24 protein-coding genes and 1 tRNA gene are annotated in these 22,621 nt (G+C 64.0%); 17 read left to right on the forward strand and 8 right to left on the reverse strand.

The genetic code is table 11. The annotated features are described in order from the left end of the window. Window positions 1-94 precede the first annotated feature (94 nt). From AC1RUK_RS29205 to AC1RUK_RS29225, 5 genes are all read left to right on the forward strand, one after another. Window positions 95-2,167 (forward strand): 3-hydroxyacyl-CoA dehydrogenase NAD-binding domain-containing protein, encoded by a 2,073-nt coding sequence (locus tag AC1RUK_RS29205; protein WP_481837853.1) that lies wholly within the window; start codon window positions 95-97, stop codon window positions 2,165-2,167. 177 nt (window positions 2,168-2,344) lie between these two features. After that, entirely contained in the window at window positions 2,345-3,373 is a 1,029-nt protein-coding gene (locus AC1RUK_RS29210; RefSeq protein WP_436169784.1) for a BMP family protein, read from the forward strand. 134 nt (window positions 3,374-3,507) lie between these two features. Then, window positions 3,508-5,028, forward strand: a complete 1,521-nt coding sequence (locus AC1RUK_RS29215) for an ABC transporter ATP-binding protein (RefSeq protein WP_481837852.1) — start codon at window positions 3,508-3,510, stop codon at window positions 5,026-5,028. Next, window positions 5,028-6,083 carry an ABC transporter permease gene (locus tag AC1RUK_RS29220; protein ID WP_481837851.1) on the forward strand — a complete coding sequence of 352 codons (1,056 nt, stop codon included), beginning with the start codon at window positions 5,028-5,030 and terminating at the stop codon, window positions 6,081-6,083. The genes AC1RUK_RS29215 and AC1RUK_RS29220 overlap by 1 nt, the downstream gene beginning before the upstream one ends. Beyond that, window positions 6,080-7,024 (forward strand): ABC transporter permease, encoded by a 945-nt coding sequence (locus AC1RUK_RS29225; protein ID WP_481837850.1) that lies wholly within the window; start codon window positions 6,080-6,082, stop codon window positions 7,022-7,024. Before AC1RUK_RS29220 ends, AC1RUK_RS29225 begins: the two co-directional genes overlap by 4 nt. Window positions 7,025-7,052: 28 nt before the next feature. Here AC1RUK_RS29225 and AC1RUK_RS29230 read toward each other — a convergent pair whose 3' ends face one another. Continuing rightward, window positions 7,053-7,820: an SDR family NAD(P)-dependent oxidoreductase gene (locus AC1RUK_RS29230; RefSeq protein WP_481837849.1), complete on the reverse strand. Its 768-nt coding sequence runs from the start codon at window positions 7,818-7,820 to the stop codon at window positions 7,053-7,055. A 292-nt stretch (window positions 7,821-8,112) separates the two neighbouring features. Here AC1RUK_RS29230 and AC1RUK_RS29235 point away from each other — a divergent pair, with 292 nt between their 5' ends. Then, window positions 8,113-8,265, forward strand: coding sequence for a hypothetical protein (locus AC1RUK_RS29235; RefSeq protein ID WP_481837848.1), 153 nt, complete (start codon window positions 8,113-8,115; stop codon window positions 8,263-8,265). Between the two features lie 137 nt (window positions 8,266-8,402). Then, window positions 8,403-9,338, forward strand: coding sequence for an LLM class flavin-dependent oxidoreductase (locus AC1RUK_RS29240; protein ID WP_481837847.1), 936 nt, complete (start codon window positions 8,403-8,405; stop codon window positions 9,336-9,338). Window positions 9,339-9,347: 9 nt separating this feature from the next. Here AC1RUK_RS29240 and AC1RUK_RS29245 read toward each other — a convergent pair whose 3' ends face one another. Further along, complete coding sequence (locus tag AC1RUK_RS29245) at window positions 9,348-10,031, reverse strand: cysteine hydrolase family protein (protein WP_481837846.1); 684 nt, start codon at window positions 10,029-10,031, stop codon at window positions 9,348-9,350. 233 nt (window positions 10,032-10,264) lie between these two features. Here AC1RUK_RS29245 and AC1RUK_RS29250 point away from each other — a divergent pair, with 233 nt between their 5' ends. The 5 genes from AC1RUK_RS29250 to AC1RUK_RS29270 all read left to right on the forward strand — a co-directional run bounded on the left by AC1RUK_RS29250 (window position 10,265) and on the right by AC1RUK_RS29270 (window position 15,195). Next, window positions 10,265-11,056 (forward strand): ATP-binding cassette domain-containing protein, encoded by a 792-nt coding sequence (locus tag AC1RUK_RS29250; RefSeq protein ID WP_481837845.1) that lies wholly within the window; start codon window positions 10,265-10,267, stop codon window positions 11,054-11,056. 17 nt (window positions 11,057-11,073) lie between these two features. Continuing rightward, entirely contained in the window at window positions 11,074-12,027 is a 954-nt protein-coding gene (exbB, locus tag AC1RUK_RS29255) for a tonB-system energizer ExbB (RefSeq protein WP_481837844.1), read from the forward strand. A 6-nt stretch (window positions 12,028-12,033) separates the two neighbouring features. Next, entirely contained in the window at window positions 12,034-12,525 is a 492-nt protein-coding gene (gene exbD, locus AC1RUK_RS29260) for a TonB system transport protein ExbD (RefSeq protein WP_481837843.1), read from the forward strand. Next, window positions 12,522-13,511, forward strand: a complete 990-nt coding sequence (locus AC1RUK_RS29265; RefSeq protein ID WP_481837842.1) for an energy transducer TonB family protein — start codon at window positions 12,522-12,524, stop codon at window positions 13,509-13,511. The genes exbD and AC1RUK_RS29265 overlap by 4 nt, the downstream gene beginning before the upstream one ends. A 289-nt stretch (window positions 13,512-13,800) precedes the next feature. Further along, on the forward strand, window positions 13,801-15,195 hold the full coding sequence (locus AC1RUK_RS29270) for a multicopper oxidase family protein (RefSeq protein ID WP_481837841.1): 1,395 nt from the start codon (window positions 13,801-13,803) through the stop codon (window positions 15,193-15,195). Here the strand turns inward: AC1RUK_RS29270 and AC1RUK_RS29275 are convergent. From AC1RUK_RS29275 to AC1RUK_RS29285, 3 genes are all read right to left on the reverse strand, one after another. Continuing rightward, window positions 15,130-15,480 (reverse strand): hypothetical protein, encoded by a 351-nt coding sequence (locus AC1RUK_RS29275; protein WP_436169772.1) that lies wholly within the window; start codon window positions 15,478-15,480, stop codon window positions 15,130-15,132. The two genes, AC1RUK_RS29270 and AC1RUK_RS29275, sit on opposite strands and share 66 nt — an antisense overlap. Window positions 15,481-15,553: 73 nt before the next feature. Beyond that, a complete protein-coding gene (locus AC1RUK_RS29280) occupies window positions 15,554-15,748 on the reverse strand; it encodes a hypothetical protein (RefSeq protein ID WP_481837840.1) in 195 nt (64 codons plus the stop codon). A 63-nt stretch (window positions 15,749-15,811) separates the two neighbouring features. Next, window positions 15,812-15,887 (reverse strand) — tRNA-Ala (locus AC1RUK_RS29285). A gap of 160 nt (window positions 15,888-16,047) precedes the next feature. Between AC1RUK_RS29285 and AC1RUK_RS29290 the strand changes: the two genes are divergently transcribed. Both AC1RUK_RS29290 and AC1RUK_RS29295 read left to right on the forward strand, forming a co-directional pair. Continuing rightward, window positions 16,048-16,338: a YggT family protein gene (locus AC1RUK_RS29290; RefSeq protein ID WP_006201184.1), complete on the forward strand. Its 291-nt coding sequence runs from the start codon at window positions 16,048-16,050 to the stop codon at window positions 16,336-16,338. A gap of 12 nt (window positions 16,339-16,350) precedes the next feature. Beyond that, window positions 16,351-16,674 carry a DUF167 family protein gene (locus tag AC1RUK_RS29295; protein ID WP_481837839.1) on the forward strand — a complete coding sequence of 108 codons (324 nt, stop codon included), beginning with the start codon at window positions 16,351-16,353 and terminating at the stop codon, window positions 16,672-16,674. Between the two features lie 26 nt (window positions 16,675-16,700). On the opposite strand, the gene AC1RUK_RS29300 is transcribed toward AC1RUK_RS29295, so the two are convergent. Genes AC1RUK_RS29300 through AC1RUK_RS29310 form a run of 3 tightly spaced genes read right to left on the reverse strand, consistent with a single transcriptional unit; the run spans window position 16,701 to window position 19,433 of the window. Beyond that, a complete protein-coding gene (locus AC1RUK_RS29300) occupies window positions 16,701-17,582 on the reverse strand; it encodes a MurR/RpiR family transcriptional regulator (protein WP_481837838.1) in 882 nt (293 codons plus the stop codon). A gap of 10 nt (window positions 17,583-17,592) precedes the next feature. Further along, window positions 17,593-18,660 (reverse strand): ABC transporter ATP-binding protein, encoded by a 1,068-nt coding sequence (locus tag AC1RUK_RS29305; protein ID WP_481837837.1) that lies wholly within the window; start codon window positions 18,658-18,660, stop codon window positions 17,593-17,595. 2 nt (window positions 18,661-18,662) lie between these two features. After that, entirely contained in the window at window positions 18,663-19,433 is a 771-nt protein-coding gene (locus AC1RUK_RS29310) for an SDR family NAD(P)-dependent oxidoreductase (RefSeq protein ID WP_481837836.1), read from the reverse strand. Between the two features lie 178 nt (window positions 19,434-19,611). On the opposite strand from AC1RUK_RS29310, the gene AC1RUK_RS29315 reads away from it, so the two are divergent. The 3 genes from AC1RUK_RS29315 to AC1RUK_RS29325 all read left to right on the forward strand — a co-directional run bounded on the left by AC1RUK_RS29315 (window position 19,612) and on the right by AC1RUK_RS29325 (window position 22,616). Continuing rightward, entirely contained in the window at window positions 19,612-20,847 is a 1,236-nt protein-coding gene (locus AC1RUK_RS29315; protein WP_481837835.1) for an ABC transporter substrate-binding protein, read from the forward strand. A gap of 75 nt (window positions 20,848-20,922) precedes the next feature. Beyond that, entirely contained in the window at window positions 20,923-21,792 is an 870-nt protein-coding gene (locus AC1RUK_RS29320; protein WP_481837834.1) for a carbohydrate ABC transporter permease, read from the forward strand. Beyond that, the gene (locus AC1RUK_RS29325; protein ID WP_481837833.1) at window positions 21,789-22,616 is read left to right on the forward strand and encodes a carbohydrate ABC transporter permease; all 828 of its coding nucleotides are present in this window, start codon (window positions 21,789-21,791) and stop codon (window positions 22,614-22,616) included. The genes AC1RUK_RS29320 and AC1RUK_RS29325 overlap by 4 nt, the downstream gene beginning before the upstream one ends. Window positions 22,617-22,621 lie beyond the last annotated feature (5 nt).

A 22,621-nucleotide genomic window follows, 5' to 3' on the forward strand; every position in this document is an offset into this window, starting at 1 on the left:
CCGGGAGAATACCGGTCCTGCCGGAAATCCGGTTCCCATCCGGATATCGGCCCTGTAAACCCCGCGGGCGGTTCGCACTTGCAGGAGGTTCGTCTTGTCCGATTTCGTCAGCGTTGCGAAGGACGGTGGCGTCGCGATCGTCACCATCGACAATCCGCCGGTCAACGCCATGAGCTTCCATGTCCGCGAGCCGCTGCACCAGGCGCTGGTCGCGCTGCGCGACGACCCCTCAATCGCGGCCATCGTGATTGCCTGCGCTGGGCGGACTTTTGTTGCCGGCGCCGACATCACCGAATTCGGCAAGCCGGTCCAGCAGCCGGAGCTGCGCGCCATCATTGCTGTCCTGGAAACCATCGCCAAGCCGACGGTCGCCGCCATCCACGGCACCGCGCTCGGCGGTGGGCTGGAGCTGGCGCTTGGTTGCCATTTCCGCGTCGCCGACAGCAATGCGAAACTCGGCCTGCCGGAAGTAAAACTCGGCCTGTTGCCGGGTGGCGGCGGCACGGTGCGGCTGCCGCGCCTCGTCGGCGCGGAGAAGGCGCTCGGCATGATCGTCTCGGGGACGCCGATCGGTGCTGCCGAGGCACTGGGGGCCGGTCTGGTCGATGCGGTGTTCGATGGCGACCTTCTCGCGCATGCGGTTCGTTTCGCCAGCGAAACGGCGGCCAACGGCGGACTATTCCTGCCCGTACGCGACCGCAACGATCGTCTGGGAAAGACCGATCTCGCCGCCTTCGACAGGCAGGCGGCGGAGTTGGGCAAGAAGGCGCGGGGCCTCGAAGCCCCGGTAGCCTGCGTGCAGGCGGTCCGCAACGCGATTTCGCTGTCCTTCGACGAGGCGCTTGCCGCGGAGCGCGCGCTGTTCCTGAAACTCGTCGCCGGCGACCAGTCGCGAGCGCAGCGGCACCTGTTCTTTGCCGAACGTGAGGCGGCAAAGAGTCCTGGCAAGGACGTCGCCAGACGCAAAATGGCGCGGGTCGGGATCATCGGCGCCGGCACGATGGGCGGTGGCATCGCCATGGCCTTCGCCAATGGCGGCTTTCCTGTGACCTTGATGGAAACCAGCCATGAAGCATTGGAGCGCGGGCTGACGACCATCGATAGGAATTATGCCGTTTCGGTCAGCCGCGGCTCGCTGACGGAAGATGCCAAGCGTGAGAGGCTCGGCCTGTTCAAGGGCAGCATCGACTATGCCGACCTTGCCGATTGCGACTTGATCGTCGAGGCGGTGTTCGAGGACATGACCGTCAAGCAGGAGGTGTTCGGCAAGCTCGACTCCGTGGCCAGACCTGATGCAATCCTCGCCACCAACACCTCCTATCTCGACGTCAACGCCATCGCCGCCTCTACGTCGCGGCCGCAGGATGTCGTCGGCCTGCATTTCTTCTCGCCGGCCAATGTGATGAAATTGCTTGAGATCGTGCGTGCCGACAAGACCGCGCCGGACGCGCTGGCGACTGTCGTCGAATTGGCACGGCGCATCGGCAAGGTGCCGGTGGTGGTCGGCGTCTGCCGCGGCTTCGTCGGCAACCGCATGCTGGCGGCGCGTGGTGCGGAATCCGAGGCGCTGCTGCTCGAAGGCGCGACGCCCAGCCAGGTCGACAAGGCGTTCACCGATTTCGGCTGGCCGATGGGGCCGTTCCAGATGGGCGATCTCGCCGGCCTCGACATAGGCTGGCGCAACCGCAAGGCGCGCGGGCTGACGGCTGTGATCGCGGACACGCTGTGCGAGCAGGGGCATTTCGGCCAGAAGACCGGCAGCGGTTTTTATCGCTACGAGAACGGTTCTCGCACACCGGTTCCCGACCCGGAGGTTGAGGCGCTGATCCGCGCCAAGGCGGTCGAGAAAGGCATCGCGCCGCGCGCGATCGACGCAGACGAGATCATCGAACGCACGCTCTATCCGCTGGTCAACGAAGGCGCCAAGATCCTCGAGGAAGAGGTCGCGGCCCGCGCGTCCGACATTGATGTCGTCTGGGTCAATGGCTACGGATTTCCTGTCGGCAAGGGCGGGCCGATGTTCTGGGCCGGGCTTGAGGGGGCGGGCAAGATCGTCGAGCGGCTGGATTCTTGGCACGAGCGCACCGGGAGGCCGATATTTCGGCCGGCACCGCTGCTGAGGCGGATGGCGGAGACTGGGTCGTGGGAAGGCGCTGTCGGCGGATAATACAGCCTCCAGGAACAAGCGCTGGCGCTGTCCCGCCGACGCTTCGCAACCTCAATACCGCCGCAACGTCGCCAAATTTGACCACGTGGACAAAACTCGGGCGCCGTTCCATAGTTCCCTGTCTTCATTCCTGAGAACGGCCGGCTCGACACGGCTGTCAACCAGAGGGGCACTTCAATGAAAAACGACAAGAGCAAAATCCAATCGCAACGCGCGGGTTTATCGCGACGCAACGTGCTGGAACTTGGCGCGCTTGGCCTGGCTGCCGCCATGCTGCCGGGCAATGCCTTTGCCAAGGACAAGCTGAAGGTGGCGGCGATCTTCGCCACGCCGATCGAGGAGCCGTGGGACAACCAGATCCACGTCGCCTTGCAGAAGGCCGAGAAGGAGCTCGGCATCGAATACAAATGGTCGGAAAAGGTGCAGACCGCCGACTTCAGCCGCGTCATGCGCGAATATGCGCAGGGCGGCTACCAGCTGGTGCTGGGCGATGCCTTCGCGGCCGAGCGTGAATCGCGCCGCACCGCCAAACAGTTCCCGAAGACCGCCTGGTTGTTCGGCTCGGGCGCCGGACCGGCGGAGCCAAATTTCGGCGTCTTCGACAACTGGATCCACGAGCCGGCCTATCTCTCCGGCCTGATCGCCGGCAAGATGTCGAAATCGGGCACGATTGGCGCCGTGGCGGCGATGGGCATTCCGGAAGTGAACCGGCTGGTCAACGCCTTCTTTGCCGGCGCCAGGGAGGTCAATCCGAACATCAAGAAGAAGGTCGCCTTCATCGGCTCGTTCTTCGACCCGCCGAAGGCCAAGGAAGCGGCGATCGCCCAGATCGATGCCGGCGTCGACGTGATCTATGCCGAGCGCTTCGGCGTCATCGAAGCGGCGGTGGAGAAGAAGATCCTCGCCATCTCCAACATGTCCGACCAGTCGAGCCTCGGCCCCGACACGGTGATCACCGGGCCGGTCTGGAACATGTATCCGACCGTCGAACAGGCGATCAAGCTGGTCAAGGCCGGCGTCTTCACCGCGCAGGACTATGGTGATTTCTCACGCATGGCCAAAGGCGGTTCTTCTTTGGCGCCGTACCACAAATTCGACAAGACGCTGCCGGCTGAGGTCAAGGATCTGGTCGAAAAGAAGAAAGCCGAAATCCTCGAAGGCAATTTCCGCGTCGATGTGGATGAGAACACGCCGGTTTCGGATTGAGTTCTTTACCTTCCCCCTTGTGGGGAGGGCCGATCCGCGAAGCGGAGCGGGGTGGGGCGGCGCCGTACCCCCACCTCGGCGCACCGCGCCGACCCTCTCCACAAGGGAGAAGGTGAAGCCTCACAGGAGCACCCTTGCCCGCCCCTCTTATCGAAATGCGCGGCATCACCAAGAGCTTTGGCACTGTCAAGGCGAACGAGGCCGTCGATCTCAGCGTTGCGCCCGGCGAAATCCTCGGGCTGCTTGGTGAGAACGGTGCCGGCAAGACGACGCTGATGAATGTGCTGTTCGGCGCCTATGCGCCGGATGCCGGCGAGATCCTGATCCAGGGTCGGCCGGTGCGCATCAACAGCTCGGCCGATGCTTTGGCCGCCGGCATCGGCATGGTGCATCAGCACTTTCACCTCGCGCCACGGCTGTCGGTGCTGGAGAACCTGTTGATCGGCATTCCCGGCAAGTCCGGCCGCATCGACCGCGCCGGCGGGCTGGCGCGGCTGGCCGAAATCGGCCAGCAGCACGGACTGACGCTCGATCCGGACCTTCCGGTGTCAGCTTTGTCGGTCGGCGAGCAGCAGCGGCTTGAAATCGTCAAGGCGCTGTTTCGCGGCGCGCGGCTCTTGATCCTCGACGAGCCGACGGCGGTGCTGGCGCCGACGGAGGTCGACGGGCTGTTTGCGGCGCTGCGTTCGATGGCCGTGCAGGGACTCGGCATCATCTTCATCTCGCACAAGCTCAACGAGGTGCGGGCGCTGACGCATCGCTGCGTGGTGCTGCGGCATGGACGTGTCGCAGGCCGCGTCGATACGCCTGCCACCACCACCTCGTCCGAGATGGCGCAACTGATGTGCGGCCACGAGATCGTGCCGCCGGCCAGAGGTCCATCGACGCCGGGTGCGGCGGTGCTCACCCTCGACGGCATTTCGACGTCGCATCATTCGGGTATGGCGCTATACGACGTGTCGCTTTTGGTCAGAGCCGGCGAGATCCTTGGCATTGCCGGTGTCTCCGGCAACGGCCAGCGGGCGCTGGCCGATGTCATTTCCGGCGTGCTCGCACCCGATGCCGGACAGATGACGATAGCCGGCGAAGCAGTGTCGCGGTTCTCGCCGCGCGAGGTGCAGGCGCTTGGTCTCGGGCGCATCCCGGAAGATCGCATGACGACCGGGCTGGTCACCAATCTGCCGCTCGCCGATTCCATGGTGCTGCCGCGTATCGGTACCGACGCATTCAGCCGCAAGGGGCTGCTCAGGCCGGATGCGATCCGCGCCTTTGCCGAAGAACAGATCAAGGTTTTTGACATACGCTGCCCCGGGCCGATGACGCGTGCCGGCGCACTGTCCGGCGGCAATCTACAGAAGGCACTTTTGGCGCGCGAGCTTGCCTTCGACCCAAAAGTGCTGATCGTCTCACAGCCGACGCGCGGCCTCGACATTGGCGCGGCCCGCTTCATCCACGAAAAGTTCTTAGACATGCGCGCCAAGGGCTGCGGCATCATCGTCATCGGCGAGGATCTCGAGGAATTGCGGATGCTCTGCGACCGCATCGCGGTGATGTATGAGGGCCGCATCGCCGGTACGCTGGACAGCGCGGACGCTACCGTTGCGCGGCTCGGCCTGCTGATGACCGGGGCTGGGCAGGCAGAGGAGGCCGCCTGATGTTTCGCCTCGAAGCCCGCACCTCGACGCCCGCCTGGTTCAATCTGGCCCTGCCGCTGCTGGCGATCGGGGCGACGCTCATCCTGTGCAGCGGCCTCATCGCGCTGGCCGGCGCCGGCGTCGTCGAAGCCTATGGCGTGATGTTTTCGGCCTCGCTCGGCGACAGCTACGCCATCACCGAAACGCTGGTTCGGGCAACACCGATGATCTTCACCGGACTTGCCGTGGCGATAGCCTTCCGGGCCAAATTCTGGAACATTGGCGCCGAAGGGCAGTTGCTGGCGGGTGCGGTGGCAAGCTGCGCCGTCGGTGCCATACCGATGCCGGGGCCGCTCGCCATGCTCCTGATGGCGCTGGCTGGTGCTGCCGCCGGCGCCGCGGTGGCGCTGGTACCGGCGACGCTCAGGGTGAAATTCAAGGTCGACGACGTGGTCAGCTCGCTGCTGCTCAACTCGGTTATCTTCTACGCCCTGATGGCACTGATCGAGGGGCCGTGGAAGGATAGTTTCAGCGGCTATCCGATCTCGCCGCCGATCGAGGATTCGGCCAATTTCCCGGTACTGCTCGAAGGCACGCGGCTGCATCTCGGCGTGGTGGCGGCGCTGATCGCGGCACCCTTGATCTGGTTCCTGATCGCGCGCACGACGCTCGGCTTCCGGATCAGGGTCACCGGCGAAAACGCCGAAGCGGCGCGCTATGGCGGTATCAACGTCCAGCGCGTGCTGATCTCGACGGCGCTGCTCTCCGGCGCGTTGGCCGGGCTTGCCGGGGTCGGCGAGGTCGGCGGCGTGCATTTCCAGGTGATGAGCGACATCTCTCCGGGCTATGGCTATTCCGGCATCGTCGTCGCCATGCTGGCGAGACTCAATCCGCTCGGTGTGGTGCCGGCGGCGATCTTTCTGGCGGCCGTCATGACCGGCGCCGAGGCGATGTCGCGGGCGACCGGCGTGCCGGCTTTCCTCAGCGATGTCATCCAGGGCACGGCGCTGCTTGCCATGCTGGTGGCGCTGCTGTTCACCGCCTATCGCATCCGCCGCGTCGGAGCTGCCCGATGAGCGCGCTGTTCGAACAGATCCTTCAGGTCGGCTTCCTCGCCGCCATCATTCGCATCGCCACGCCGCTAGCCTTTGCGACGCTCGGCGAGATGTTTTCCGAGCGGGCTGGTGTGCTCAATCTCGGCATCGAGGGCATCATGCTGCTGTCGGCGATGACAGGCTTCACCGCCACCAGACTGAGCGGCAGCCTTTGGCTCGGCGTGCTCGTCGCCGTTCTCACCGGCGCGCTGATGGGGGCGCTGCATGCGCTGTTCACGGTGGCGCTCGGCCTCAGCCAGCATGTCTGCGGCATCGGCGTCACGCTGTTCTGTTCAGGGCTTGCCTATTTCCTCTACCGGCTGATCTTCGGCCAGCAGTCGGTGCCGCCGAACATCAAGGGTTTTCAGACACTGCCGATTCCGCTTCTGTCGGAAATTCCGGTACTCGGACCCGCAGTGTTCAACCAGTTCTCGCTGGTCTACATGGCGATCATCGCCATTCCGCTTGCCGCCTTCGTGCTCTACCGCACGCCATGGGGCCTGTCGGTGCGCATGGTGGGCGAGAACCCGCGCGCCGCCGATTCGGCGGGCGTCGGCGTCATTGCCACGCGCTTCCAGGCGGTGATCCTCGGCGGTGCGCTGATGGGGCTGGCCGGCGCCTTTCTGTCGATGGCGCAGTTCAACGCCTTCACCTTCGGCGTCGTCTCGGGGCGCGGCTGGGTGGCGATCGCGCTGGTCGTGTTCGGCCGCTGGGACCCGTGGCGGTCTGCCGGTGCTGCACTGATGTTCGCGTTTGTCGACGCCTTGCAGTTGCGCATGCAGGCGAGCGGGCTCGGCCACATCCCCTATGAAGCGTTCCTGATGCTGCCCTTCATCTTCACCATCGTCGCCATGGCGGTGATGTCGCGCAATGCGGTGGCGCCGTCGGCGCTGCTCAAGCCGTTTCGACGCGAGGAGCGCTGACAGTCGCACACGGTCAGCGTTCCTTGGTTCACATCGCGGTAAAGCCGTTGTCGACGAACAGATGCGCGCCGGTGACGAAGCTCGACTCGTCGCTGGCCAGATACAGCGCGGCTTTCGCCACCTCTTCCGGCTCGCCGATGCGGCCCTGCTGCGCGGCGAGTGCCGCATCGGAGACATCAACGCCGAGTTTTCCCAGATCGGCGACCTCGCGCATCCCATGCGGTGTCCGGATGAAGCCGGGGCAGACCGCGTTGCAGCGGATGTTGCGGTCGCGGAACTCGACGGCGATGGCGCGGGCGAACATGTGGCAAGCGCCCTTGGTGGTGTCGTAGAGCACTTCCATCGGCGTTGCCGCCACCGCCGAGATCGACGAGGTGCAGACGATCGAGCCGCCGCCTGCGGCGATCATGCCGGGCAGCACGGCGCGCGTCATCAGGAACATCGAGCGCACATTGACGGCATGCAGCCAGTCCCATTCCTCAACTGTCGTCTCCAGGAAGGGTTTGATGACGATGGTGCCGGCATGGTTGAACAGGACGGTGACCGGGCCGAGTTTTTCGCTCGCGCTCTTCACCGCGGCCTCGACCTGCGCTTCGTCGGAAACGTCGGCCACGAAATGCTCGGCGACATGGCCGCACGCCCGGATCGCTGCGGCCGTCGCTGCCGCGGCTTCGCCGTTGCGGTCGATGATCGCCACCTTGGCGCCTTCCGCCGCGAACAGCTCCGAGGCCGCGCCACCCATTCCGGTCGCGCCGCCTGAAACGATGGCAACCTTGCCCGCCAGTCTTTCGCCCATGCCTTTTTCTCTCCGTGTCCTGTTTTGATCGCTCACATTGCCGTCTGCGATGATGCTATCCTTCAAGCGCTGGATGGCCAATGCATGAAACAGGCAGAAAGGCGAGGGTATAGGCCGTTCGGTCGGAATCGCATGTCGCCGCTTTGGGCCGATCGATCGCGATGATGCAGCGCTCAGCAAAGTGGAACCAATTTTTCCACCTGTTGGAGAAAATTGTTCCAGCAATTGCTCAAAAATAGCACTCGACAAAGTCTACTGATTTTATAGATTAACCAGCGAGACGGAGGTCGATATGTCCTATATCCAGAACGCTCAGACTGATCGCACCGGCCAGAGGCTGAACGGCCAGGCCTTTCGCCCGGCCTATGCCGGCGCCTTCGCCTATCTCGTCTTCGCGCTCGCGTTCGTGTTCACCGGGGCGGTCGTTCTCGGCCTTATTCCCTGAGTTACGGGTGGCGGCCTACCGCCTTCAGGCAACCGGAGTTTGAAAAACCCTAATCGCGGTGCGCTTTCGCGCGCCCGGCTGATGCGGATTTCGAATTCGCCGCATCAGCGATTCCCAACGTGATGGAGGAGATGGCAATGCCGATCGAGTTCACGCATGTTCCCGGTAAAACGCAGGACGCCAGCTTTTTCTATGATTTCGTCGAGACAGCGAACAAACTCTCGCTGGTCGAGGATGCCGGCTTCAGGAAGATCATTGTCGACGATCAGGCCGGCCTTTTGACCAATATGGACATTGCCGCCCAGACGCTGGACCGCACCTCGTCGCTCGAAGTGGTGCTGACACATTGGGCCGGCATCATCGAGCCGACCGTGGCGGCGCGGCAACTGGCGGCGCTGGATACCAAAAGTGGCGGGCGGCTGTCGCTCAGGATGCTCAGCGAGCCGCTCAGCGACGACGATGCCGAGGCGCGCCCGGTCGGCCACACCGTGGTCTGGCAACGCATCGACGAATATCTGGTCTTGCTGAAGCGGTTGTGGTCGAACGACAGGCCTTTCGACCATGAAGGAGCCTTCTACAGCGTCAAAGGCGGTTACGTGCCGCGCAAGGGGCCGCACGGCGTGACCATCCGCATGGGCGGACAGTCCGGAACCGCGATCAAGGTCGCCGGGCGGCATGCGGATGTCTTCGAATTGGCCGCCGGTTCGCTGGACGAGGTTAGGCAGCTGATGCAGCGCGTGCGCAGTGCTGCTGCCGAACACGGCCGTGCCGGCAAGGTGCGGTTCGCACTGCCGGTTCGGATTTGTTCCGAAGGCAAGGCAGCCGCCACCGACCACAAGGCGATCGAGGTTTCAGGTCCGCCGAGGCAGATCGCGCTGTCGCTGCTGCCCTATGCGGCGCTCGGGGTGCATGAGTTCATGATCGCCGGCATCGACCGGCCGCGCGAAATCGCTACGGTGGGCCGGGAAACGGTGACGCTGCTCGGCAATACGATGGCGCGGCGCGAGGCCGAGGTGGTGCAGCCTGGGGCTTTTGTATCCCGCGCTGTGCCGGACATTCGCGCGGCAGGGTGAGCCCCTCCCTCAGACGCTTTGGCCTGCCTTGCCGTCGAGGCGCGACAAGGCGTCGATAACGGCATTTGCGTCTGCCAGTGCACCAAAGACGCCGTCCTCGACCGTGACCATGTGCAGTGCCGCCTCATGCGCGTATCTGTCGCCGCTGGCGCAGGCATCCGAAATCGTCAGGCACTGGAAGTTCCGATCGCAGGCCTCGCGCAGCGTTGTGTGCACGCAGACATCAGTCGTGCACCCCGAAAACAAGAGATGCGTGATGCCCTGTGCACGCAGGACAAGTTCCAGATCGGTGTAGGTGAAGGCGCCGTTGCAGGTCTTGTCGACGATGATGTCCTCAGGCGCGACGTCGATCTCGGGCACGATCTGGAAGCCGGAACCGGACCGCAGCAGGATGTCGGTGCCGTCGAGACCGGCGCGCTCGCGGCGCCATTTTTCGTAAGCCGTCATGTCGGCCATGTCGGCCCGGTAGCCTTGCCTGGTGTGGATGATCCTGAGGCCGGCCGCGCGTGCTGCGGCGATCAGCCGGCTAACCGTCGGCAGGATGGCACGCAGTGGAGCCGGGTCGTAACCCTGTTTGGCAAAGTAGCCAGTCGTCGACAGGAAATCCTGTTGCAGGTCGATGACGACGAGGGCGGTGTTTTCCGGCACCAGCTGGCCATCATAGGGGAAGTCGAACGGTGTCGCCTTGATCATTCGTAGTCTCCTCGTGCGGCCGCTATCCTAGCCCGGCGAGAAGCGAGCGGAAATCGGTATGGATTCGCAGAAAGGTCCGTTGACCCTGCGCCCAATCGCGCAGTCCCCAAATTTTTCGGCGACTGCACCTGTCATGCCATTTTGTTGACCCAAAATCTCATCTTCAATGTTGACTATCAAAGTCATGTTTCCTACTCAACCGGGCGACGACAGATGGAAACCAGGCCAAGACCGTGGCTGAAATTCACACTCAGACTGCCTTCCGTATCGAAGCGGTGCGTTTCGCCGTCGGCGAGCGGACCCTGCTCGGTCCGGTCACGCTCGAACTCGAGCGTTCGCGCGTCTACGGGCTGATCGGCCACAATGGTTCGGGCAAGTCGACGCTGATCAAGCTTCTGGCGCGCCAGCAGCCGGCAAGTGCTGGCGCCATCAGCTTCGCCGAGCGGCCGCTGGCCAAATGGGGCGCCCGCGAATTGGCGCGCGCGCTGGCCTACCTGCCGCAGACGACACCGGCGGCGACCGGCCTCACCGTGCGTGAACTGGCGACGCTCGGACGCTATCCCTGGCACGGCGCGCTCGGCCGCTTCGGCCATGAGGACAAAAGGCATGTCGAGGAGGCGCTGGCGTTGACCGACATGGCCGGTTTTGCCGACCGGCTGGTGGACGAACTCTCCGGCGGTGAGCGCCAGCGCGCCTGGCTCGCCATGCTGGTGGCGCAGAGTGCCGGCGTCATGCTGCTCGACGAGCCGATCTCGGCGCTCGACATCGCGCATCAGGTCGAAGTGCTGCGCCTGGTCAAGGATCTCAGCCGCAAGCGCGACCTCTGCGTCGTCGTCGTGCTGCACGATCCCAACATGGCGGCGCGCTACTGTGACGAGCTGATCGCGCTGAAGGACGGCAGGCTGCTTACCCGTGGAACGCCCGGCGAGATCATGCAGGGCGACGTGCTCAAAGGCATTTTCGGCGTCGAGATGGGGGTGTTTGCGCATCCCGTCACCGGCCAGCCGATCGGTTACGTGCAATGACAAAGCGAGGACGAAGCGTGTCCAGAAACGGTCTCTTTGCGGCGCTGGCCGCATCGCTCATCCTGTCGGCCGGCGCCGTCGCGGCGCAGGAACAACCGGCAACGCCGGCTCCAGCAGTGCACGCGCCGGTAACGCAAGCACCGGCGGCACAAGCACCCTCCGCGCCCGCTGCAAATGCGCCGGCCGCCGCGCCGGCGGAGCCGCAGCCGGGCGTTCAGCCGGCGCCCCCTGCCGCTGGTGAGCCGTCGACGGCGATCTCGCTGACGCTGCCGCATGATCTGTCGCCATGGGGCATGTTCATGGCCGCCGATATCATCGTCAAAGCGGTGATGATCGGTCTCGCTTTCGCATCTCTTGTCACCTGGACGATCTGGCTGGCCAAGTCGCTGGAGATTTTTGGCGGCAAGCAGCAGGCCCGCCGCGCGGCCAACGCCATCGGCAATGCCGCGACGCTGATGCAGGCCGGGAGCGCGCTCGGCCACAACAACGGCCCCGGCGCCGTTCTGGTGCGCGCAGCCGAGGAAGAGGCGGCGCTTTCGGCCGGCGCGCTGAACCACGTCTCGGGCGAGGGCCTGAAGGAGCGCGTCACGTCGCGGCTTTCGCGCATCGAGGCGGCCGCGGCGCGGCGCATGTCGCGCGGCACCGGCCTGCTGGCGACGATCGGCTCGACCGCGCCGTTCGTCGGCCTGTTCGGCACTGTCTGGGGCATCATGAACGCCTTCATCGGCATCTCGCAGGCGCAGACCACCAATCTCGCCGTCGTGGCGCCCGGCATCGCCGAGGCGCTGCTCGCCACCGCCATGGGCCTGGTCGCGGCAATCCCGGCCGTGGTGATCTACAATGTCTTTGCTCGATCGATAGCCGGTTACCGGCAGATCCTTGCCGATGCCTCGGCGGGCGTCGAGCGGCTGGTCAGCCGCGACCTCGATTTCCGCACCGTGCCGCCGGCAAGCGCCATGGCAGCGGAGTAAGCGGCCATGGCGGTTAGAATTCGCGAAGCGGCAGGCGACGATCTCGAGGAAAGCCACGAGATCAACGTCACGCCGTTCATCGATGTCATCCTGGTGCTGCTGATCATCTTCATGGTCGCAGCACCCCTGGCGACGGTCGATGTCAATGTCGACCTGCCCGGCTCGACGGCGACACCGGCGCCACGGCCCGAGACGCCAATCTTCCTGACGCTGAAAAGCGATCTCACCCTGGCGATCGGCAATGACAGCGTGCCGCGCCCCACCTTCGCCGCCGTGCTCGACGGCAGGACCAAGGGCGACAAGCAGACGCGCATCTTCCTGCGCGCCGACAAGACGGTCGGCTATGGCGACCTGATGCAGGTGATGAACCTGCTGCGCGGCGCCGGTTATCTCAAGATCGCGCTGGTCGGGCTGGAGACATTGCCCGCCGCCGATGCCACCGCGCCGGCCGTGAGCGGAAGCCCGGCACCGGCTCCAAACGGCGGCCCAATCCAATGACTGAAGCCGCCGCCCTGCCCAGGATCGATCCGCCGCGCTTCGGCGCACGCGCGGCCGGCCTGTGGGCAGGTGCGGCAGCCCTGGTCCTGGTCGCGCATGTGGCGGTCGCCTATGCCGTGCAGAGCCTGAGCTTCGCCGAGATGCCGGATGGCGGACCGCCCCCGGCGCTGGCGATCGAGATGTCGCCTATGGTGATAGCGCCCGCCGTTCAGGAAGAGACGCCGGTGTCGGATGTGGTGACGCCCGACCGAGCCGATCCGGTCGATGAGACCATCGTAGAGGTGAAGCCGGTAACCGAGCCAGTGCCGGAACCGGTCGTGGAAGAAGCGGAGCCGGTCGCCGAACAGCCGGTCGAAGCCGAAGAGGCCACGGCGCCCGAGCCGGCGGAGCCGACGGTTGCGGCGCTGAGCGAGCCGCCGCCGCCGCGCGAAGAGGTCGTGCCCGACATCGTCGAGACGGTCGCGCCCGACGTGGTCATCCCACTGCCGCAGCCGAAACCGGTCCAGACGGAAGTCAAGGCGAACAAGCCGGTCGAAGCGAGGAAGACGACGGAAAAGAAGCCTGTCGAAAAGCCGAAACAGCGCAAGAAGAAGGAGAAAGCGGCTCCGCCCAAGACGGTGACGACTGCCAGCATCGACGCCAAGGCGGCGGCCAAGGCCGCCGCGCCGAAATCGTCCGATGCGGTGCCGCGGTCGAGCATCAGCCCATCGCGGTGGAATGCCAGCCTGGCGGCGTGGATCCGGCGGCACACGCGCTACCCGAGCGCGGCAAAATCCAGACGGGCCGAAGGCACCCCGAACGTGACCTTCATCGTCGACGCGTCCGGCAGAGTGGTTTCTGCTCGGCTTGCCCGCTCTTCGGGCGACGCCGATCTCGACCGCGCGGCACTCAGCGCGCTGCAGGGCGCCACGGTGCCCTCGCCGCCGGCGGAGCTCGGCGCGCGCATTACCCGCACTGCGCCTTTCGTTTTCAGCCTGCGCGACTAGCGACCGGGAAATCCCGAGCTCGACGCGAAGGATCGGCGAGGCTCCGTCGCGACTGGCCCTGACGGATGTCGGCGGCGGGCATCTCGTTGCCGCAGGCTGAGCCGGTTGGAATCTGGACGACGAGCCGGTATCCAGGTGCGGCTCTTTCGGTCAGGCGAATGTGACTTGATTGGCTTCATGTGTTTGGGTCAATCGGGGATCACAGCGATCCGCTACGCCGCGATGGCGCCGGTTCGTCGCTTATGCCATGTGGGTGCCCGGCCCTCGAGGCCTTTCAGTTGGAGCGCATATGACGGTCCTCACACGTCGCAAACTCTTGAAAACTGCCGCGATTGCCGGCGCAGGTGGGATCGGGCTCTCTGCCGTGGGCAAATTGGGCAGCTGGGCTGCGGCCACGTCCGAGCCGCTGCTGCTGAAGACGGCCCGGATCCAGACGAAGCTGATGGATGTCGGCCAGACCAAAAATGTGCTGACCTATGGCGACGCCGGCATGCCGCCGGTGATCAGGATGAAAAAAGGCGTGCCTTTCGCCGCCCGGCTGATCAATGCCATCGACGATCCGACGACGATCCACTGGCACGGCATTCGCGTTCCCAACAAGATGGACGGCGTGCCATTCCTGGTGCAGCCCTATGTCTACACCGGCGATCATTTCGACTACGCCTTCACGCCGCCTGATGCCGGCACCTTCTGGTATCACCCGCATTGCAACACGCTGGAGCAGATGGGCCACGGACTGACCGGCGTGATCGTGGTGGAGAACCCGAACGATCCGAAATTCGATGCCGAGGTGGTGATCAATCTGCGCGACTGGCGCCTCGGCGACGACGGCCAGTTCATCGAACAATTCCGGCCGCGCGATGCTGCAAGATCCGGCACTTACGGCACGGTGCGCACCGCCAACTGGCTCGACCAGCCGCAATACGACGCGCCGGCCGGAGGGCTGGTGCGGCTCAGGGCCGCCATCACCGACGTCACGCGCGTCTATGCTTTTCGCGTCGAGGGTGCCGAGGCGACGGTGATCGCACTTGACGGCAATCCGGTGCCACAGCGCTTTGCGCCCGATGCCTTACAGCTCGGACCCGGACAGCGGCTGGAGCTCGCCATTCGCATGCCCGACGACGAGGGGGCAATCGTCAGCCTGGGAGACGTCAGGGGCACCAAGCCCAAAACCCTGGCGGCGCTCCGTGCCGTTGGAAGGTCTCTCAAACGCGACCTTCGCGACCTTGCGCCACTGGAGATCAATCCGGTCCAGCAAGTCGATCTCGCCGCTGCCGAGCACATTTCGTTGTCGCTCAGTGCTACGGCGGAAAACGTTCCGAGCAATGGCATATGCGGCTCGCTTGGATACAGTTTCTGGGCCATCAACAAAGTGCCGTGGCCAGGCGATACACCGGGGTCAACCGCGCCGCTGGCCGAACTGAAGCTCGGCAGAAGCTATATCATCGATATGGAAAACCTGACGCCGCAATTGCATCCGATGCATCTGCACGGCATGAGTTTCAAGGTGCTGTCGTCCTCGACGCGCCCGGTGCAGTCGATGATCTCCGACACCTATCTCATCCAGCCCAACGAAAAGGTTCAGCTCGGTTTCGTCGCCGACAACCAAGGTGACTGGCTACTGCACTGCCACATCATCGAGCACCAGAAATCGGGAATGACGAGCTATATCCGGGTGGCCTGAGGACGCCTGGTCCGATACGCCGGATTTAGCATTGACACGGCCAGGGCCACGATTTTTCGGCTGCGCTAAAGGGCGCGCGATTGCGGGCAGCTTAAGGCGCATTCGCTGGCGCTCAGCGAATGCCAGGGCGGAGGATCCCGGCTCGAATGAGTAGGTGCGTTCCTCGTCGTCCTCGATGACCCGCACAAAGCATTGGCTGTCCGTCTCAACCATCTCAACGCTGGTTCCCAAAAGACCGCCATAGCTGTCCAGATAAGCTCGCACATCGCTTTGTGAATAAGGCATTGGTTTCTCCCACACGGCGAAACATGTGACCGTGCCAATAATACCTGCGCGCAGCAATAAACTATGACATACCTCACACGGCGTTCAGACGTTCTGCAGCGATGGGAACGAGATTGGCGTGCACGAACCATGCACTTGATCGAAGGTGCTCGATCCCGCCAGGCGCCGGCAGCGCTTCGCCCGCCTCGATCGGGAAATTCCGAATTCGACCAGAAGAGTCGGCGAGGCAACAGCGAAACTGGTGCTCAGGGATTTCGGCGGCGTACATCTTGCCGCCATCTGAAATTCGACCCGATCGATGGTCGTGGGTTCATTTCGGTGATTGATCCGATGGTGGAGCTGAGGAGGATCGAACTCCTGACCTCGTCATTGCGAACGACGCGCTCTCCCAGCTGAGCTACAGCCCCGTCCAACGGATGGCGCATTTATCGAAGGCAGCGGTTTCCTGTCAAGGCGGCGTTTTGCGCAAATGACCTCGTTTCAGGCATTGGTCAGGCATGTGGCGGAAGCCGGCCCTTGCCGGTTCGGCGTGCAATGGCTACATGTCGGCAACAATTGGAGACCGGCATGATCGCCCTTATTCAAACCATCGTCATGGCGCTTGACATCTACTGGTGGATCATAATCGCCTCGGCGATCTTTTCCTGGCTTTACGCCTTCAACGTCGTCAACTCGCGCAACCAGTTCGTCGGCACCATCGGCAACACGCTCTACCGGCTGACCGAGCCGGCGCTGCGGCCGATCCGCCGGTTCATCCCGGATCTCGGCGGCATCGACATCTCGCCGATCATCCTGCTGTTGCTCATTTTCTTCCTCCGCCAGTTCCTGCTCACCACCGTGCTGTCGTTGGTGGTCTGAGCCATCGATTCGATGGCTACGCCGTTTCGCCTGCGTGACGACGGCGTCGACTTGTTCGTTCGACTGACGCCGAAGGCGGCGCTGGACAGGCTCGAAGGCGTTGAGACGACGGCCGATGGGCGCAGCCATCTCAAAGCACGCGTGCGCGCCGTGCCGGAGAATGGCGCCGCCAATCAGGCACTTGAGAAGCTGCTCGCCAAGGCGCTTGGGGTTCCGGCATCGACTGTGTCGGTGGTTGCCGGCGGCACGGCGCGGCTGAAGACGCTGCGCATTTTCGGCGAGCCGGCAGCGCTGGCGAAGCGCATCGAGGCGCTTGGCGGCCAATCCAAGATCTAGATTGGCAGCTTCGGCGCCGGCTCTCCTCAATCCCCCAGCGGCAAACGCGGATCGTCGACCTTCAGCGTGTTCACACTCTGCTTGATGCGGCGCAGATTTTCCAGAACCTTTGGCCCACGTGTTTCGGCAACCGAAGTGGCGATCATGTCGACGATCGCCATCAGCGCGTAGCGCGACGATGTCGGCTTGTAGATGTTGCCGTCCTCGAGCGGTTGGAAATGGATCACCGTGTCGGCGGCCTTGGAAAGCGCCGAATCCGGCGCGGTGATGGCGACGGTGGCGGCGCCATATTGCTGCGCCACCTGCACGGCCTCGATCACGGAACGCGCGTAGCCCGACACCGAGAAGGCAACCACAGTCGTCTCAGGCGTGGCGACCGCCGCATACATGCGCTGCAGCTGGCCGTCGACCTGCGCCAGCGCCGACAGGCCGAGCCGGAACAGCCGGTTCTGCATCTCGGTCGCCATCATCGAGGAAATGCCGCCGGAACCGATGCACAGCACGTTGCCCGAACTGGCGATGCGCTCGGCCACACCGACCAGCGTCTTCATGTCGAGGTTCTCGCTGGCGCGTTGCATGGCCGATATCGCCGCCTCGGTGATGGCCGAGGCGATGCGCTGCTCGCGGATGTCGCGGTTCAGCGGCTCCGGCGACAGGTACTGGGCACCGATGGCGATGGCCTGCGCCAGGTAGAATTTGAAGTCGCGCAGGCCTTCGCAGCCGAGGTTGCGGCAGAAGCGGGTCACCGTCGGCTCGCTGACGCCGACGCGCGCGGCGATCTCCGAGATCGCCGCCTTGGAGGCGAAGTCGAGATCGGAAAGCACGAGGCCGGCCAGCCTGCGGTCCGACTTGGTGCCGTCCTGCGACATCAGTTGCAGCCGCGTGATGATGTCGGCCGGCGTCTTCATACCGGTGTCCTCACAGGGGCAGGCCCGTCGCCTTGTCGAACAGATGGATGTGGGCGGGATCGACGCTGACCGGCAAGCGGTCGCCCGGCTTGATCTGCAGCCGGTCGCGGAACACGGCGCGCACCGTGTCGGAGCCTATCGCGCCGTAAACATGGGTTTCGGCGCCGGTCGGTTCGACGACGTCGACATTGATGGCCATCGCATCTTCGGCGCCGCCGACAACGAAATGTTCGGGGCGGATGCCGGCTTCCACCGTGCTGCCGGCTGGCACGGCCTTGCCGAGCAACGCCAGGCGGCCACCGCCTGATGTCTCGAACCAGGCGTTGGTGGCAGATGTCTTGAGGGCGCCGGAAACGAAGCTCATCGAGGGCGAACCGATGAAGCTGGCGACGAATTTGTTGGCCGGTCGGTCATAGAGTTCCAACGGTGCCCCAACCTGCTGGATCCGGCCGAGGTTCATCACCACGATACGGTCGGCCATGGTCATGGCCTCGATCTGGTCGTGGGTGACATAGACGATGGTCGATTTCAGCCGCTGGTGCAGGGCCTTGATCTCGGTGCGCATCTGCACGCGCAATTGCGCGTCGAGGTTGGACAGCGGCTCGTCAAACAGGAACACCGACGGTTCGCGCACGATGGCGCGACCCATGGCGACACGCTGGCGCTGGCCGCCCGACAATTCCCTGGGATAGCGGTCGAGATAGGAAAACAGGTTGAGGACGCCGGACGCTTTCTTGACCTTTTCCTCAATGGCCGCGCGGTTCTCGCCGCGGATTTTTGGGCCGAAGCCGATATTGTCGGAGGCCTTCAGATGCGGAAACAGCGCATAGGACTGGAAGACCATGGCGATGTTGCGCTGCTGCGGCGGCAAGTCGTTGGCGCGCACGCCGCCGATGATGAGATCGCCTGACGTGATTGGTTCCAGCCCGGCCAGCATGCGCAGCAAGGTGGACTTGCCGCAGCCCGAAGGGCCGACCAGCACGACGAACTCGCCGCTGTCGATCTCGAGGTTGATGTCCTCGAGGATCTTGTGATGCCCGAACGATTTCGACAGGTTGCGAAACTGGACATCAGTCATGGTCACGCTCCCAAAATGTCGTCGATGAAGGGCAGGCAGCCGGCGGTCAACCCGGCATCCACCGGCATCACCACGCCTGTTACGCCCGATGCACGTTCGGAGGCAAGGAAGGCTACTGCTTCAGCCACTTCCGTGGCGTTGACGATGCGGCCGAGCGGATAGAGCCGCTGCAGTCTGCCGAGGATATCAGGGTTCTTGGCAAGGCGATGATCCCAGGCGGCGGTACGGATCGAGCCGGGACAGACGACATTGGCGCGCAGGCCGGTGCGGCCGAGTTCGACCGCGATCGATTTTGCATAGGCGTTGATGCCGGCCTTGGCCGCGGCATAGGCCGGATTGCCGAAATGCGCGATGGCGTTGACCGAGGAGATGAAGACGACGCTGCCCGAGCCGCGCCGGGCCATCGCCTTGACCAGCGGGTCGGCGAAAATCATCACCCCGGTCAGGTTGAGGTCGAGTTCGTGCTCGATCTTGTCCGAGGTCAGCGCCGGCAGCGTCTCGGCGCGCGTCCAGCCGGCGTTGTTGATCAGGATGTCGGGAACGCCGTCCCGGTCGAGGATGGCGCCGATCGCCGCTTCCATCGAGACCCGGTCGAGAAGGTTGAAGACGTGGCGCGAGGCGAGGTGCGGGCTGGCCAAGGCGTCGTCCGACTGATCGCAGCCGACGACCCGCGCGCCGCGCTCGGCCAGCAGTGTAACAATCGCCGAGCCGAGGCCGCCGCCGGCGCCCGTCACCACGACTGTCTTGCCTTCGAACTCGGTTCTCGAAACCACCGCGCGCGCTCCTCCCTGATCCCGGTTGGGGTTGTGAGGCTATTCGTCGAAATGTAATTTAGCAACAGATTAATCTGCTTGCGATGCGCAAAATGATGGATAATGTAGGAAAGTCACATAAACCCATGCTGCCTCGCCGGCATGGGAGCGCGCAGGCGCACATCAAAGGAGAGAGCAGATGAGTCTGACAAAATGGACCGTCGGCCTGATGGCCGGAATGAGCATGCTGGCGTTCGCGGCGCAGGCCAATGCCGGCGAGGTGCGCGTCACCGTCGCCGAATACAGCGCCAAGACCGGCCCCTATTTTGAAAGCGTCAAGAAGGACTTCGAGGCGGCCAACCCCGGCATCACCGTCAAGTTCGAGATCGTGCCGTGGGAAGTTCTCTTACAGAAGCTGACCACCGACATCACCGCCGGCACCAATGCGGATCTGTCGATCATCGGCACGCGCTGGCTGATCGATTTCGTCCAGCAGGATATCGCCGAGCCGCTCGACGGCTACATCACGCCCGACTTCAAGGGCCGCTTCATCGACACCTTCCTGTCGCCGTCGATCATGGAGGGCAAGACCTATGGCCTGCCGATCGCGGCTTCGGCGCGCGCCCTGTATTACAACAAGGAATTGTTCGAGAAAGCCGGCATCGCCCAGCCGCCGGCGACCTGGACCGAATTGCAGGAGGACGCCCGCAAGATCAAAGCGCTCGGCTCCGGCACGTTCGGCTTCGGCCTGCAAGGCAAGGAGATCGAGACCGACGTTTATTACTACTACGCGATGTGGTCCCAGGGTACCGAGATCCTCAACAAGGACGGCACCTCCGGGCTGAGCACACCGGGCGCGCTCGAAGCTGCCAAGCTCTACAAGTCGATGATCGACGAGGGCCTGACCGAGCAAGGCGTCACCTCGAACAGTCGCGAGGACGTGCAGAACCTGTTCAAGCAGGGCAAGGTCGGCATGATGATCACGGCACCCTTCCTGTCCAACCAGATCAAGGACGAGGCGCCGAACCTGAAGTATGGCGTGGCGGCGATCCCCGCCGGGCCGACTGGCGCGCGCGGCACTTATGGCGTCACCGATTCCATCATCATGTTCAAGAACTCCAAGAACAAGGATGAGGCCTGGAAGCTGCTCGACTTTCTGTTCACCACGGAGCAGCGCGCCAAGTTCACGCAAGGCGAAGGCTTCCTGCCGGTGAACAAGGAAGAGGCGAAAATGGACTACTACGTCAACAATGCCGACCTGGCGGCGTTCACGGCGCTGCTGCCCGATGCCCGCTTCGCGCCGGTCATCCCGGGCTGGGAGGAGATCGCGCAAATCACCTCGGATGCCATGCAGAAGATCTATCTCGGCAGCGCCGAGCCGGAGGCTGCCTTGAAGGAGGCCGCGGACAAGGCCAATGCGGTGCTGAAGAAATAGGGCGTTCACTCCCGACGCCCGTGGCGCGCCCCACCCGTCGGGGCGCGCCACCCCCCGACGCCCTCAGGTCAGCCGATGCAAAATCGCTTCTTGCCCTATCTCCTGACCTTGCCCAGCCTGTTCCTGGCGGCCGTCGTCATCTTCTGGCCGGTCTGGGACCTGATTCAGATCTCAACGCACGATGTCAGCCGCTTCGGCCAGTTGCGCGACTTCAGCGGCCTAACCAATTTCTGGGCGCTCACCGCCGATCCTGATTTCACCGCAGCACTCTGGCGCACCGGCCTGTGGACGGTGCTGGTCGTTGGCGGCGCGCTGCTGTTGTCCATTCCGGTGGCGATCATCCTCAACACCGACTTCTACGGCCGTGGCATTGCCCGCGTCATCATCATGCTGCCCTGGGCGGTGTCGCTGACCATGACGGCAGTGGTCTGGCGCTGGGCGCTGAATGGCGAAAGCGGCATGCTGAACTCGGCGCTGATCGGGCTCGGCCTGATCGACCAGAACATCCAGTGGCTGGCGAGCGCCGAGACGGCGTTCCCGATGCAGGTGCTGATCGGCATATTGGTGACGGTGCCGTTCACGACCACGATCTTCCTCGGCGGCCTGTCGTCCATCCCCGATGATCTCTACGAAGCGGCAGCACTGGAAGGTGCGACGCCGTTGCAGCAGTTCCGCGAGATCACTTTTCCGCTGCTAAAACCGTTTATCAACATCGCCATCGTGCTCAACACCATCTACGTCTTCAATTCCTTCCCGATCATCTGGGTGATGACGCAAGGCGGTCCGGCCAATTCGACCGACATATTGGTCACCCACCTCTACAAACTCGCCTTCCGCATCGGCAAACTCGGCGAGGCTTCGGCGGTGTCGCTGGTGATGTTCGCCATATTGCTCGTCTTCACCATGATCTATGTGCGGCTGGCGATGCGGGAGCAACGCGCATGAGCAACGGCAAGCTGAAGCGCTCGATCGTTGCCTGGCTGCTGCTTTCGCCGCTGATCGTGGTGACGATCTTTCCCTTCGCGGTGATGTTCTTGACCGCGGTCAAGCCGCGGCAGGAAGTGCTGTCGCCGACCTGGTGGCCGAGCGAATTCCGCTGGTCGAATTTTGCCGACATGTGGGTGGCGACCGGGTTCGGCCAGGCGCTGGCGAATTCGCTATACGTCTCGGTGATCGCCACCGTCGGCGCCATATTGATCTCGGTGCCGGCGGCCTATGCCATGTCGCGCTTTCGCTTTGCCGGCTACGCTGCCTTCCGCCAGTTCCTGCTGGTGTCGCAGATGATCTCGCCGATCGTGCTGGTGCTTGGCCTGTTCCGGCTGATGGCCGCCTGGGGGCTGGTCGAGAGCACGACGGCGCTTGGCTTCATATACATGGCCTTCAATGTCGCCTTCACCGTGTGGATGCTGCAGAGCTATTTCGACACCATCCCGCGCGATCTCGAGGAAGCGGCCTGGATGGAGGGCGCCGGCCGCTGGCTGACCTTGCGCAAAGTGTTTTTGCCGCTCTGCCTGCCGGCGATCGCGGTGACCGCCATCTTCACCTTCATCAACGCCTGGAACGAGTTCGTCGTCGCGCTCACCATGCTGCGCAGCCAGGAAAGCTACACGCTGCCGATCCAGGTGTTTTCGCTGGTCGCCGGCCGCTACACGATCGAATGGCACCACGTCATGGCCGCGACGCTGCTGGCAACCTTGCCAGTGGCGATCCTGTTCATCTGGCTGCAGCGCTACCTCGTCCGGGGCCTCGCGCTTGGTGCCGTCAAATAGCCTAC

The organism is Mesorhizobium monacense (genome assembly GCF_056781675.1).

Coding starts and splice junctions, on each gene's coding strand:
- AC1RUK_RS29210 (WP_436169784.1), top strand. CDS start 2,345: ATGAAAAACGACAAGAGCAAAATCCAATCGCAACGCGCGGGTTTATCG.
- AC1RUK_RS29220 (WP_481837851.1), top strand. CDS start 5,028: ATGTTTCGCCTCGAAGCCCGCACCTCGACGCCCGCCTGGTTCAATCTG.
- AC1RUK_RS29225 (WP_481837850.1), top strand. CDS start 6,080: ATGAGCGCGCTGTTCGAACAGATCCTTCAGGTCGGCTTCCTCGCCGCC.
- AC1RUK_RS29230 (WP_481837849.1), bottom strand. CDS start 7,820: ATGGGCGAAAGACTGGCGGGCAAGGTTGCCATCGTTTCAGGCGGCGCG.
- AC1RUK_RS29235 (WP_481837848.1), top strand. CDS start 8,113: ATGTCCTATATCCAGAACGCTCAGACTGATCGCACCGGCCAGAGGCTG.
- AC1RUK_RS29240 (WP_481837847.1), top strand. CDS start 8,403: ATGCCGATCGAGTTCACGCATGTTCCCGGTAAAACGCAGGACGCCAGC.
- AC1RUK_RS29245 (WP_481837846.1), bottom strand. CDS start 10,031: ATGATCAAGGCGACACCGTTCGACTTCCCCTATGATGGCCAGCTGGTG.
- exbD (WP_481837843.1), top strand. CDS start 12,034: ATGGCGGTTAGAATTCGCGAAGCGGCAGGCGACGATCTCGAGGAAAGC.
- AC1RUK_RS29265 (WP_481837842.1), top strand. CDS start 12,522: ATGACTGAAGCCGCCGCCCTGCCCAGGATCGATCCGCCGCGCTTCGGC.
- AC1RUK_RS29270 (WP_481837841.1), top strand. CDS start 13,801: ATGACGGTCCTCACACGTCGCAAACTCTTGAAAACTGCCGCGATTGCC.
- AC1RUK_RS29275 (WP_436169772.1), bottom strand. CDS start 15,480: ATGCCTTATTCACAAAGCGATGTGCGAGCTTATCTGGACAGCTATGGC.
- AC1RUK_RS29280 (WP_481837840.1), bottom strand. CDS start 15,748: ATGTACGCCGCCGAAATCCCTGAGCACCAGTTTCGCTGTTGCCTCGCC.
- AC1RUK_RS29290 (WP_006201184.1), top strand. CDS start 16,048: ATGATCGCCCTTATTCAAACCATCGTCATGGCGCTTGACATCTACTGG.
- AC1RUK_RS29295 (WP_481837839.1), top strand. CDS start 16,351: ATGGCTACGCCGTTTCGCCTGCGTGACGACGGCGTCGACTTGTTCGTT.
- AC1RUK_RS29300 (WP_481837838.1), bottom strand. CDS start 17,582: ATGAAGACGCCGGCCGACATCATCACGCGGCTGCAACTGATGTCGCAG.
- AC1RUK_RS29305 (WP_481837837.1), bottom strand. CDS start 18,660: ATGACTGATGTCCAGTTTCGCAACCTGTCGAAATCGTTCGGGCATCAC.
- AC1RUK_RS29315 (WP_481837835.1), top strand. CDS start 19,612: ATGAGTCTGACAAAATGGACCGTCGGCCTGATGGCCGGAATGAGCATG.
- AC1RUK_RS29320 (WP_481837834.1), top strand. CDS start 20,923: ATGCAAAATCGCTTCTTGCCCTATCTCCTGACCTTGCCCAGCCTGTTC.
- AC1RUK_RS29325 (WP_481837833.1), top strand. CDS start 21,789: ATGAGCAACGGCAAGCTGAAGCGCTCGATCGTTGCCTGGCTGCTGCTT.